The 12,221-nt window shown below is 73.1% G+C and carries 11 protein-coding genes; 1 reads left to right on the forward strand and 10 read right to left on the reverse strand.

Annotated features, from left to right (window positions below; translation table 11 throughout):
* Positions 1-17: 17 nt before the first annotated feature.
* The 9 genes from ACZ6SA_RS16505 to ACZ6SA_RS16545 are packed head-to-tail and all read right to left on the reverse strand — an operon-like array spanning position 18 to position 9,689.
* Positions 18-1,100, reverse strand: a complete 1,083-nt coding sequence (locus ACZ6SA_RS16505; RefSeq protein WP_347650085.1) for a PrpF domain-containing protein — start codon at positions 1,098-1,100, stop codon at positions 18-20.
* Positions 1,093-1,992 (reverse strand): NAD(P)-dependent oxidoreductase, encoded by a 900-nt coding sequence (locus tag ACZ6SA_RS16510; RefSeq protein ID WP_347650086.1) that lies wholly within the window; start codon positions 1,990-1,992, stop codon positions 1,093-1,095. The genes ACZ6SA_RS16505 and ACZ6SA_RS16510 overlap by 8 nt, the downstream gene beginning before the upstream one ends.
* An 18-nt stretch (positions 1,993-2,010) precedes the next feature.
* Complete coding sequence (locus ACZ6SA_RS16515; protein WP_465828670.1) at positions 2,011-2,811, reverse strand: N-acyl homoserine lactonase family protein; 801 nt, start codon at positions 2,809-2,811, stop codon at positions 2,011-2,013.
* 10 nt (positions 2,812-2,821) lie between these two features.
* Positions 2,822-3,688 (reverse strand): NAD(P)-dependent oxidoreductase, encoded by an 867-nt coding sequence (locus ACZ6SA_RS16520; RefSeq protein WP_465828671.1) that lies wholly within the window; start codon positions 3,686-3,688, stop codon positions 2,822-2,824.
* On the reverse strand, positions 3,685-4,560 hold the full coding sequence (locus tag ACZ6SA_RS16525) for an isocitrate lyase/PEP mutase family protein (RefSeq protein WP_465828672.1): 876 nt from the start codon (positions 4,558-4,560) through the stop codon (positions 3,685-3,687). Before ACZ6SA_RS16525 ends, ACZ6SA_RS16520 begins: the two co-directional genes overlap by 4 nt.
* Positions 4,557-6,050, reverse strand: coding sequence for an FAD-dependent tricarballylate dehydrogenase TcuA (tcuA, locus tag ACZ6SA_RS16530; RefSeq protein ID WP_465828674.1), 1,494 nt, complete (start codon positions 6,048-6,050; stop codon positions 4,557-4,559). Before tcuA ends, ACZ6SA_RS16525 begins: the two co-directional genes overlap by 4 nt.
* Positions 6,051-6,084: 34 nt before the next feature.
* Complete coding sequence (locus ACZ6SA_RS16535; protein ID WP_347650091.1) at positions 6,085-7,416, reverse strand: MFS transporter; 1,332 nt, start codon at positions 7,414-7,416, stop codon at positions 6,085-6,087.
* A 54-nt stretch (positions 7,417-7,470) separates the two neighbouring features.
* Positions 7,471-8,934, reverse strand: coding sequence for an aldehyde dehydrogenase (locus ACZ6SA_RS16540; protein WP_465828676.1), 1,464 nt, complete (start codon positions 8,932-8,934; stop codon positions 7,471-7,473).
* Positions 8,931-9,689: a GntR family transcriptional regulator gene (locus ACZ6SA_RS16545; RefSeq protein WP_465828678.1), complete on the reverse strand. Its 759-nt coding sequence runs from the start codon at positions 9,687-9,689 to the stop codon at positions 8,931-8,933. Before ACZ6SA_RS16545 ends, ACZ6SA_RS16540 begins: the two co-directional genes overlap by 4 nt.
* A gap of 392 nt (positions 9,690-10,081) precedes the next feature.
* Between ACZ6SA_RS16545 and ACZ6SA_RS16550 the strand changes: the two genes are divergently transcribed.
* On the forward strand, positions 10,082-10,966 hold the full coding sequence (locus tag ACZ6SA_RS16550; RefSeq protein ID WP_465828679.1) for an alpha/beta hydrolase: 885 nt from the start codon (positions 10,082-10,084) through the stop codon (positions 10,964-10,966).
* Positions 10,967-11,070: 104 nt separating this feature from the next.
* Here the strand turns inward: ACZ6SA_RS16550 and ACZ6SA_RS16555 are convergent, their stop codons facing one another.
* Complete coding sequence (locus ACZ6SA_RS16555; RefSeq protein WP_465828680.1) at positions 11,071-12,213, reverse strand: NAD(P)/FAD-dependent oxidoreductase; 1,143 nt, start codon at positions 12,211-12,213, stop codon at positions 11,071-11,073.
* Positions 12,214-12,221 lie beyond the last annotated feature (8 nt).

Raw genomic sequence — 12,221 nt, forward strand, 5'->3', positions numbered from 1 at the left:
AACCCGCGTCGCCGCGATCAGTCGCCGCCCGGGTGCACCCGCCCCTCCATGAGACGGCGGGCGGTCCTGACCGCGCCCACCGACCGCACGGGCGGCGACGCCGCGGGATCGACGTCGGCCAGCACCTCGACGACACCGCGCGGATGCCTGACGCGGACCGTTGCGTCGCTCACACCGCGCGCCACCCCCGACGGGACGGTGCCGGGCAGGCGCACGGCGGCGCCCAGGCACAGCGCGGCCGTCATCGGCAGCGCGTGGTGGATCCTGCCCATGGACACGCCGAGCGCGGCGACGTGGTGACCGTCGTCCAGGGGTTCGCCGACGAGCGCGATGCGCGGCACGATCGGCGAGTCCCTGGCCGCCTCGTCCGGCTGCGCGGCGCGGCCCAGCGCCACCGCCGCCGCGCCGCGCAGTCGTTCCAGCCTGGCCAGCAGGGCGCCGTCCGCGCCGAGCGCGGCGGGCGGCGCTGCGCCGAGGTCCACTCGCAGGTCTTCGGCGCGGGCGAACACGTACGGGTGGGTGACGTCCAGGATGGTCACCTCGACGGGCCCGTCCTCGCCGTCCAGCAGCGACACGGGCCCCGACGCGGGATAGCAGGGCCCGAGGCCGAGGTAGCGGGTGACGATCGGGGCGCCGGGCCGCCTGACGCCCGGGATGTGGTGCGTCCCGGCGGCGCGCGCCCTGCCGTCGCGCACCGGCACCTCGGCCAGGATGCGCACGCCGGTGTTGCCGTTGCGCAGCCGCACCCGCGTCACCGGTTCGACGGCCGTCACCAGTCCTTCGTCCACGGCGAACGGCCCGACGGCCGAGGTGAGGTTGCCGCAGTTGCCCGACCAGTCCACGATCGGCCGGTCCACCCCGACCTGGGCGAACCAGTACCACACGTCATCGCCGTCGCCCCCCGGCTCGACCACGACGACCTTGCTGGTGCTGGAGTGCGTGCCGCCGAGCCCGTCGATCTGCATCGGGTCGGGGCTGCCCATGAGGTCGAGGATGAGGGCGTCGCGGGCGGGGCCCGCCGGCGGCAGGTCGCGCGCGTGCAGGAACAGGCCCTTGCTCGTGCCGCCGCGCATCAGCACGGCGGGAATCGGCTCACTCATGCGCTCGCTCCGCCCACCGCTGGTACAGCCGGTTCAGCGCGACGATGTCCTGGCCGGCCAGCCCCTCAGCGACGGCCATCGCGTACATCGAGCGCGCGACGGATGCCGCGGGAGCGGGCACGCCGACCGAGCGGGCCAGGTCGAGCCCGAGCCCGAGGTCCTTCTCGCCGAGCGCGACGGTGAAGCGCGGGCGGAAGTCGCCGGCGATGGCCCATGGGAACCTCTTGGTGAAATGGTGCGAGCGTCCCCCGCTCCGCGACAACACGTCGAAGAGCCGCTCCGGTTCGACGCCCGCGGCCACGCCGATCTGGAAGGCCTCGGCCGCGACGAGCACGTTGGCCATCGACATCAGGTTGTTGACGAGCTTGACCACCTTGCCCGTCCCGACGTCACCGGTGTGCGCGACGGACGTGCCGATCCGGCCCAGCAGCGGTTCGAGGTCACGCAGGTCCGCCTCCCAGGCCCCGGCGATCAGCGCCAGCGCGCCCGCGGCCGCCTCCTCCGGCCCGCCGCTGACCGCGCAGTCGACCACGCGCAGCCCAGCCGCGCGCGCCGGGACGGCGATCTCGCGCATCGTGCCGGGGTCGATCGTGCTCAGCTCGACGGCGAACGTACCGGGCGCCGCATGCCGCACGAGTCCGCCGGGCCCGCACCACGCGGCGCGCACCGCCGCCGCGTCGGGCAGGCTGGTGATGACGGTGCGCGCGCCCGTGACCGCCTCTGCCGGGCCGGCCGAGACGGTCACGCCCGCCTCTGCCGCCCGGCGCACGGCCACCTCGTCCAGGTCGTAGCCGACGACCTCGCGACCGGCGGCGGCCAGGCGGGCCGCCACGGCGCCGCCCATCGCGCCCAGCCCCACGACGCACACGGGCTCCCACATGTTGTCAGCCATCGGTGTTCCTCCCCAGGGTCATGCGATGCGGACGGCCCGGCCCTCGAAGCCGTCGACCGGGTCGAACCTGGCCAGCACCTCGGGATCGTGCCCGGGCACGATGAGCTCGGGAGCGGCGGCCAGGGCGCGCATGCGGTCGAAGGTGTCGTACATCGCGGGCAGGTCGGTCAGGACGCCGAAAGGCGCGTCGTCCTCGACGTTGGCGTACAGGTGCGAGGCGTCGGCGGCCAGCACGACGGTGCCGCGCGCGGTGGCCACGCTGACGATCTGCAGCCCGGCGGTGTGCCCGCCGACGTGGTGCACGCGCACACCGGGCACCACGTCGTGCTCTCCGTCCACGAACAACACCCGGCCGTCGAGCGCGTATCCGGCCAGCCGCTCGATGTCGGCGCGCTCGACGAGCCTGCGGAACTCGTGGCGGGCGGCGTGCCTGCCGGTCCAGAAGGCCATTTCCCTGGCCTGAACGACGAACTTGGCGCCGGTGAACGCTTCCACGTCGCCGACGTGGTCGTAGTGGAAGTGGGAAAGGATCACGTACGGCACGGCCGAGCAGTCGGCGCCGAGCCCTTCCAGCGCCCGCGACGGGGCCTGCCAGTGCTCGCGGCCGCGGCGCGCCGCCGTCTCCGCGGTGAACCCCGCGTCGACCACGATGTCGCGGCTCGGGTTCTGGCCGGGCGACCTGATCAGCCAGACGAAGTAGTCGAGCTGGGTGGGCTTCTCCAGCGGCTCGGCGGCGGAGCCGTGGAAGTACTGCGCTCGTTTGCCGCCGGGATGCTGGCCGAACTTGACCGCGTAGACCTCGTGCGCCGGGGCTGTCATGGTCTTCACCTCACTGGTCGATCACTTTGACGACGACGGTGTGGTACTCCTCGGCATGCCCTCGCGCGCAGGCGGTGCCGAGCAGATCGTGCGCGAGCCGCCCGGCGGGCAGTCGCAGGCCCGCACGCTCGGCCAGGTCGAGGGCGTACCCGATGTCCTTGCGCATGTAGGCGGCGGGGAAGGCGCCGCGCGGGTGGGTGTCCGGCTGCAGCGCCTTGCGGCCGTGGTTGTCCAGGGCGAAGCTCGCCGCCGAGCCGGCCGCGAGCGCGTCGAAGAGCGTGGCGTCGTCCACCAGCCCCGTGCGCCTGGCCAGCGTGACGGCCTCGGCCAGCGCCACGACGGTCTCGAAGACGACCAGGTTGTTCACCAGCTTGACCAGGGCGCCCGCGCCGGGCGGGCCGCAGTGCCGCACCTCGGTCGCCAGGTGGCGCAGGTACGGTTCGACGCGGGCGAACGCGGCGGCGTCGGGCGCGCCCACGGTGATGCTCAGCGTGCCGTCGACGGCCGCCTGCCGGGTGCGGGCGACGGGCGCGTCGAGGAAGGCGACGTCCGCCTCGGCCAGCCGCGCCGCGAGGCGCTGCGCCAGTTCGACGGGCGAGGTGCTCAGGTCCACGATGGTCTGTCCCGCCCGCGCGCGCGGCAGCAGCTCGTTCAGGACGACGGCCTCCACCTGGGGTCCGCCGGGCAGCGACAGGAAGACGAGGTCGCTGCGCTCGGCCACCTCCGCGGCCGAGCCCGCCCTGTCCGCCCCTGCGGCGTCCAGCGCCTTCGCGTCAAGATCGAACGCGGTCACCGGGACGCCCGCGCGGCGCACGAGGTTACGGCACATGGGCCCGCCCATGACGCCGAGGCCGACGAAACCGAGTCTGGTGCTCATGACGTTCCTTCCTCCGACGGGGACGAGGTGGCGTACCGGGCCTCGAGCACCTCGAACTCCGGCCGTCTGACCAGCCGCTGCCGCTCGGCCCAGCTGGCGAGCTGCGACTCGCCGGGAGCGGTTCCCGCGCGCAGCGTGTGCAGCGCGTCCTGGATGCCCTTCAGCCCGGCCAGCAGCGGCAGGTTGGCGTGCAGCGCGATCGCGAACCCCAGCTCGCGCAGCCGCCGCTCGGGCAGCATGGGCGTGACACCACCGTGCACCAGGTTGATGACCTGCGGCCCGCGCACCTTGGCCGCGACCTGCTCCACCTCCGCTTCCGAGCGCGGCGCCTCGACGAACACCACGTCGGCGCCCGCCGCGCGGTAGGCGTTGGCCCTGGCGCAGGCCTCCTCTATCCCGGCCACGGCGCGCGCGTCGGTGCGCGCGACGATCAGGGTGCCGTCGTCGCGCCTGGCGTCCACCGCGGCCCGGATCTTGGCGATCATCTCCCCGGCGGGGACGACGCTCTTGCCGGCGAAGTGGCCGCACCGTTTGGGGAAACTCTGATCCTCGATCTGGATCGCGCCTGCGCCGGCCCGTTCCAGGTCGCGGACGGTGCGGCGGACGTTGATCGGGTTGCCGAAGCCCGTGTCGGCGTCGACGATGAGCGGCACGCTCACCGCCTCGCGGATCGCCGCCACGTGTGCGAGCAGTTCGCTGAAGGTCAGCAGCCCGATGTCGGGAACCGCCAGATGGCTGTTGGCCAGCCCCGCGCCGGTGACGTAGACGCTCTCGAAACCGCAGTCCTCGATCACCCGCGCGGTCAGGGCGTTGGCGGCGCCGGGCACGACGAGCAGCCGTCCTGAGCCGAGCAGCGCGCGAAGGGCGCTCACCCGGTACCACCGGCGGCCCGCGCCGCCGCGTTCCCCCCGGCGATCCTGCCGAACACCGCGCCGCGCACGAGCCCCGAGCCCGCGGCGTAGTTGTGGTAGAAGAAGTCGCCGGCGATCTCCCCCGTGGCGTACAGGCCGGGCATCGGCCGTCCCGTCGTGTCCACGACGCGCGCCTGGGTGTCGATCTTCAGCCCGCCGTAGGTGAAGGTGATGCCGCAGGTGACCGCGTAGGCCACGAAAGGCGGTTCGTCCAGCGTCTGGGCCCAGTTCGACTTGGGCGGCTGCCCGGCCGGCTCCGCCGAGACACCGTCCAGCCGCATCGGATCGAACCGGGACCCGGCGTCGGCCGAGACGGCACGGTTGAACGTCGAGACCGTCTCGGCCAGCGCGTTCGCCGGCACGCCGAGCCGCCCGGCCAGCTCCGCGAGCGTGCCGGCCTCGACGGGCGTTCCGGTGCGGTAGCGGGGTTCGAGCAGGTGGACGGTCTTCTGGTCGAAGACCTGGTAGGCGACGCCGCCGGTCTGCCGCATGATCGCGCTGCCGGTCTTGGCGTAGGTCAGCCAGACCTCGGTCTCGCCCTCGTCGACGAAGCGCCGGCCCTCCCCGTTGACCAGGAGCGCGTACGGGTAGGAGTAGCGGCTCAGCTTGTCGGTCATGCGCAGGTCGCCCACGGGCGGGTGCGCGGCGTCCTGCGGGCTGGCGTGGCAGCCGCCCCAGTGGCCGGCCGGCTGGGCTCCGGCGTGCAGCGCCTGGGCGAGCATCGTGCCCATGTTGAACCGGGTACCGCGTACCTTCACCAGGTCCCAGCCGGGGCCGAGGTAACGCAGCCGCATTTCGGGGTTGGCCTCGAACCCGCCGCTGGCCAGCACGACCGCCCCGCGAACCTCGTCGAAGCCGTTCTGCCGGCGCACGAGCACGCCGTCGACGGTCGCGCCACTGGTGATCAGACCGGCGGCGGGCGCGTCGTACCGGATCTCGATGCCGGCCCGCTCGACGGCGGCGAACAGCCGCTCCATCAGGCCGACCCCCTCGCCCTTGGCGCGGATGGCGCCGCCGGGCGGCAGCGCGTAGACGCCGTCCAGGTTGTCCAGGTCGAAGAGCTTGTTGGCGGTGAGTTCCCATTCCACGCCCTGCCGCCGCATCCATTCGAGCGTCTCGAAGGACCCGTCGACCACGGTGTCGACCAGTTCGCGCGGCGGGCGGCCCATGGAGGTGGCCAGCCAGTCGCCCGCGTAGCGCTGCCTGCTGTACGGCGCGACGGACACCTTGGACAGCACCTTCTCGTCCGACTCGGTCAGCAGCGGGCGTATCGACTCCAGGCCGTCGTGGGCGGCGCGGAAGATGCCGCCGGAGAAGCGGCTGTTGCCGCCGCGTTCGTCCTCCTCGGCCGCCTCCAGCACGATCACGCGGGCGCCGGCCTCGTGCGCGGCCAGCGCCGCCACCAGCCCCGCGTTGCCCGCGCCGACAACGACGACGTCGGTCTCCGTCATGGACAAGGGATCTTCCTTTCGTCAGGGGTGAGTCTCAGCGGCTCGGCGCGTACGCGGAGTCGCCCTCGCCGGCCGCCGTGGCCGGCCGCGCGTCGGCGATGCGCAGGCGCGAGGTCTCGGGCGCCAGGTACGCGGCCACCGCGCTGATCACGGCGGTGAACGCCATGTACCCGGCGAAGTACCAGGGACCGCCGTCGCCGACCCCGACGAGCGCGGTCGCGATCAAGGGCAACGGCCCGCCGAACAGCGCGCCGGCCACCTGGTAGCCGAGGGAGAGGCCCGTGTAGCGGACCGAGGTCGGGAACAGCTCGGAGAAGAAGCTGGCCTGCGTGCCGTACACCGCGGCGTGCCCGACGGCCATGCAGACGGCGATGCCGGCGAACAGCAGCGGCCCCGATCCCTGGCCGGCCAGCCAGAAGAAGGGGAACGTGCACGCCGCGAGGAAGGCCAGGCCGCCGATGTACACCGGCCGCCTGCCGACCCGGTCGGAGAGGTGCGCGAACGCCGGCAGCGTGAACGTCTCGATCAGCGCGGCGACGCTGACCGCGACCAGCACGGTGCTGCTGGAGAACCCGAGCGTGGTCGTGGCGTAGGCGAGGATGAAGGTGGCGAAGGTGTAGAAGTAGGTGTTGGGCGCGATGTGTGCGGCGATGAGCAGCACGACCCTGCCGGGATGGCGCCTGACGACCTCGGCCAGCGGCAGGCGCACGACGGCCTGCGTCTGCTTGGCGTTCTCGAAGGCGGGGCTCTCCACGATCCGCATCCTGATCACGAGTCCGACCAGGACGAGCACGAAGCTGAGCAGGAACGGCACGCGCCAGCCCCAGGCCTGGAAGCTCGCCTCCGGCATGGCGGTGAGGAAGGCGTAGAAGACGGCCGTGCCGAGCACGAGCCCGGCAGTCACCCCCATCTGCGGCCAGCTCGCCGCCAGACCGCGGCGCCCTTCGGGGGCGTGCTCCACGGCCATGACGACGGCTCCGCCGTACTCTCCGCCGACGGCCAGCCCTTGGAACACGCGGAGCGCCACCAGCAGTGCGGGCGCGGCGACACCGATGCTCGCGTACGTCGGCAGGACGCCGATGAGCATCGTGGCCACGCCCATGCCGACGACGGTGACGACGAGCATCGTCTTCCTGCTGAGCTTGTCGCCGAAGTGACCGGCCAGCACGCCGCCGATCGGCCGGGCCAGCCAGCCGGTGGCGAACGTGGCGAAAGCCAGCAGGGTGCCCGCGGTGGGCGAGAACTCGGGGAAGAACAGCTTGTTCAGAACCAGGGCGGCGGAAGTTCCGTAAATGAAGAAGTCGTACCACTCGACTGTGGTCCCGACCAGGGTCGCCAGCGCGACGCGCCGGCTCTGTCCGGACATGGGTCACCTCCGTGAGGGAGTGATGGAGGGTGTCGCAGCGTTGGGAGGGGGTGGTCAGGTGCGGATGGAGAACGGGTCCCTGGCGGAGCCCGAGTAGTCGATCATCACGTTCTGCACGTAGGTGTACTCGGCGAGCGCCTCCTCGCCGCGCTCGCGCCCGTAGCCGCTGCGCTTGACGCCGCCGAACGGGGCCTGGGCGGCGGTGGAACGGTAGGTGTTGACCCAGATCGAGCCGGCTTCCAGGCGGTCGGCGACGCGGTGCGCTCGGTCCAGGTCGCGGGTCCAGACGCCGGCGGCGAGACCGTAGTCGGTGGCGTTGGCGATGCGGACGGCCTCGTCCTCGTCGTCGAAGGGGATGATGGACAGCACCGGGCCGAAGATCTCCTCCGCGGCGACGCGCATGTCCGGCGAGACGTCGCCGAAGACGGTCGGCTGGATGAACAGGCCTCGGCCTGGCCCTTCCGCGGCGTGGCCGCCGGTGAGCAGGGTGGCGCCGTCGTCGCGGCCGGCCTCGATGAGAGCGAGGATCCGGTCGAACTGGGGGCGGTTGGCCACCGGGCCCATCTCGGTCTCCGGGTCGAGCGGGTCGCCCAGGCGGATCGCGCGGGCGCGCGCGACGATGGCCTCGCTCACCTGCTCGTAGATGGGGCGGTGCACCAGCAGGCGCGAGCCGGCTATGCACGTCTGCCCGGCCGCGGCGAAGATCCCCGCGACGGCGCCGACGATCGCGCGGTCGAGGTCGGCGTCGTCGAAGACGATGTTGGGTGACTTGCCGCCGAGTTCGAGCGTGAGCGGGATCAGGCGGCGGGCCGCGGCCTCGGCCACGCGCGCGCCCGTCGCGCTCCCTCCGGTGAAGCTGATCTTGTCGATGCCGGGATGGGCGGTCAGCGCGTCGCCCACCGCCCCGTCGCCCGTGACGACGTTGACCACGCCGGGCGGGAAACCGGCCTCGGCGGCCAGCAGGCCCAGCTCGCAGGTCGTCACCGACGCGTGCTCCGACGGCTTGACCACGACGGTGTTGCCCGTGGCGAGCGCGGCGGGCAGCTTGTTGGCCAGCAAGGCGATCGGCGAGTTCCAGGCGGTGACGATCCCGGCGACGCCGTAGGGACGGCGGCGGGTGAAGTCGAACATGCCGGGGTGGTCCAGCGGCACGGTCCTGCCGTAGATCTTGTCGGCGTAGCCGGCGAAGAAGCGCAGGTTGCGCGCGGCGAAGGTCATCTGGTTGCGGGTCTCGCGGATGACCTTGCCGTTGTCGCTGCTCTCCATCGTGGCCAGGGCGTCGCCATGCGACTCCAGCAGGTCGGCCAGGGCGGTCATGAGCTGGGCGCGCCGCACGCCCGGCGTGGTGCGCCAGGTCTCGTGGAAGGCTCCGCGGGCGGCGTCGACGGCGCGGCCGACGTCGCCGGGGGTCGCGGCGGGCACGGTCGCCCACTCCCGGCCGGTGTAGGGATTGATCGACGCGAAGCGGTCGGCGCCGTCCTCCGCGCGGCCATCGATGATCATACGGGCGCGTTTCACGGCGGGCCCCCCTCCTGCCGCCCCAGGTTCAGCCGGCGGGCGCCGGCGTCTCGCAGATCGCCGGCCATCCCCTCGAACAACTGCCTGACGTTCTGCCGTGACGCCTCCAGGTGGGCGTGCATGGCCGCGTCGGCCTCCTCCGGATCGCGTGCGCGTATCGCCTCGTAGATGCGGTAGTGCTCCTCGAAGGCGGCCTTGGCGCAGGGCGGGGACTCGCCCGATCGGGCCCGGGCGAGCTGGAACTGCCTCGACACGCTCCTGGCCGTCTCCACCAGCTTCAGGTTGCCGCTCATGTCGAGAACCTGCTGGTGGAAGTCCAGATCGCGTGGGTACGGGTGATCGGGGTCGGCCAGGGCCGCCTTGGTGCTGGCCAGCAGCCGGCCGAGCGCGTCGAGCAGGTCGTCGTCGGCGCGCTCGGCGGCCAGCCTGGCGGCCTTGCATTCCAGCGCCTGGCGCACTTCTGCCAGCTGGTCGATGGCGACGGCGTCGAAAGCCGCGACGAACATGCCCCGGCCGGGCACGGCGCGCACGAGGCCTTCGGCGGCCAGCGCCTGCAACGCCTCCCTGATCGGCGATCTGCTGATCGACAGCGTCTCGGCGAGGTTGAGCTCGTTCAGCCGCTCTCCCGGCTCGAACTGGCCGGACAGGATGAGCTGCCGGATGATCGTGGCGACCTCGTCGGCGAACCGGCGAGATTGGAACACCGAGCTGTCGAAGCCTTCCGGCAATCCCTTGCGGTCACGTGGGGGGGACATCGAACCTGCCAATCTGTCGTCTGTCGACAGACGACACCGTAGAACAGGACACTCCACCCCACAAGCCCCAATATTCCAGTGTGAGGACGCAGGCGGTGCTTGACACCGCACGGCGGCACGGATGTAATGCTCGACGTGTCGTGTGACGCCGCCAGGTGGACGGCGGCGGGTGGACGGCACCTGACACCCGGGGGTTGATCTCTATGTTCACGGGCCTCATCTGATCTTCTCGCGCCCCGCGTGACGCCTCCGTGCCCATGACGGCGCCCAGCGCCCTGGTACGGACCCGCATGAGCCTCCCCCGGCTCATCCCCGCGTGCCCGAGGCACCGACGCCACCGCCACGCCGTGCTCACCCGTGCTCGTCCACACCTTGATCGAAGGAACCCCTTCGTGCAGCTCGCACACGTCTCCATCACGCCCGAAGCCAAAGCCGCCGTACGCTCCCACCTCGGCACGTTGTTCACCGACCCGCCCACGCTCGACGCCGACGCCGACATGACCCCCGTCCTGCCGCGGACCGGCGGCGTCCCCGGCGTGTGGGTCACCGCACCCGGCGCGAAGCTCGAGGCGGGCGTCACGATCTACGTGCACGGCGGGGGCTTCTCCCACAGCAACCCGGCCATGGAGCAGATCATGGCCTACCGTCTCTCCCAGGCGACGGGCCGTCCCGCCCTGGCGGTCGACTACCGGCTCGCGCCGGCCCACCCCTACCCCGCGGCCGTCGAGGACGTGGTGGCCGTCCACCGGAGCCTGCTCGCCCAGGAGGTGCCCGCCGAGCGGATCCTGCTCGCCGGCGAGTCGGCCGGCGGGACGCTGCTGCTGTCGGCGCTCCTGGTGCTCGCCGTGGCCGGCGAGCCTCTGCCCGGGGGCGCCGTGGCGGTCTCCCCCGTCACCGACTTCACGGTTTCGAGCCCGTCCATCCGCGCCAACAAGGGCCGCGACCTCATCGACCCGGACATCATGGGCCCCATCGGCGAGCAGTATCTCGCGGGCGCGCGCCCCGACCGGGGGCCGCAGTCGCCTCTCCACGGCGATCTGCGCGGCCTGCCGCCCCTCCTCATCGTCGCGGGCGGCGACGAGGTGCTCCTCGACGACTCCCGGCGCTTCGCCGAGGCCGCCTGCGCCGCCGGCGTCGACACGGCGCTCGACGTCTACGACGGCATGCCGCACGCGTTCCACGCCGTGGTGCTGTCCCCGGGCGACGCTCACCTGCCGACCGCGACGACGTTCCTGCGGCGGGTGACGGACTGGACGGCCCGGCTCCCGGTCACGTGACCTCCGCGTCCCGCCCCGAACCGGCCTGTCCGGGGCCCTGAACCGGCCCCGGACAGGGTCCCGAACCGGCCCTGCCCAAGGTCCTGGACCGGCCGGGGTCCCGGTCACTGCTGGCCGGGGCGGCGGGCCGGGGCCGGGGCGGGACGTACGGCGCCGTCGGCGAAGCGGCCGGGACGGAACGGCGACAGCAGCGCGGACTCCTCCCCGAACAGCTCGCCCGCCACCTCCTCCATCAGCAGCGGCGCCAGCGTCACCCCGCTGTGCGTGGCCACCGTGTAGACGCGCCGGCCGGCGTCGGCGAAGCCGGCCACGGTGAGCCCGTCACCCGGCATCGCCCGCTGGCCGACGACCGCCCGCTCCGCCGTGGCCCCCTCGGTCGCGCGCAGCACCTTCGGCAGCAGGCCGAGCACCTCGTCGACGACCTCGCCCGGCACCGGGAGCGCCGGGTCGGCCAGCCCGTCCAGCTGCAGCGCCTGCAGCAGCAGCCGGCCCCCGCCGTCGGGGCGCAGGTTGAGCCCGCCGGTGGTGAGCACCCGGGACAGCCGGGCAGGCACCGGCGACGTGGTGACCAGGAACCCGTTGGTGACCGTCCCGGACACGGCGGGATCCAGCATGGGCACGTCCGCCCCGGCCAGCGCGGCCACCCGCTGCGTCCAGCGGCCCGCGCACGTGACCACCACGTCGCCGGCGAACGTGCGCCCGTCGGCCAGCGTCACCTTGGCGCCCGCCGGTGCCGTCTCGACGGCCGTGACCTCGGCCCCGCACTCGACCACCGCGCCACGGTCGCGGGCCTCGCCGAGCAGCCGGCCGAGCAGCCGCAGCGGCAGCACGTACGCCTCGCCGGGGAAGAACACGTACTCGGCGCCGCCGGGCGGCGGCACCAGGTCGGGCTCCAGCGCCCGCGCCCGCCGGGCGGTCACCCGCTCGACCGGGTAGCCCAGGGCCAGCAGCCGCGCCACGCGCTCCTCCAGCAGGCCCTTGTGCTCGTCGGTGGCCGCGCACTCGAGGTTGCCCATGGGGAAGTGCCAGTCGCCGGGCAGCTGGTGGTGCGCCCAGACGGCGGCGTGGTTGAGGTCGAAGTACTCCTTCGGCGTCTTGTTGTTGGCGTTGATCCACGCGACCGAGGTGGACGTCGTACCGGAGCCCGGGGTCCGGGCCTCCAGGACGGTGACCTGCGCGCCGCGCCGGGTCAGACCGGCCGCGACCGCGGCACCGACCACCCCCGCACCGATGACGACGACTCGCACAGTGGCTC

This window comes from Nonomuraea sp. NPDC049378, from assembly GCF_055586745.1.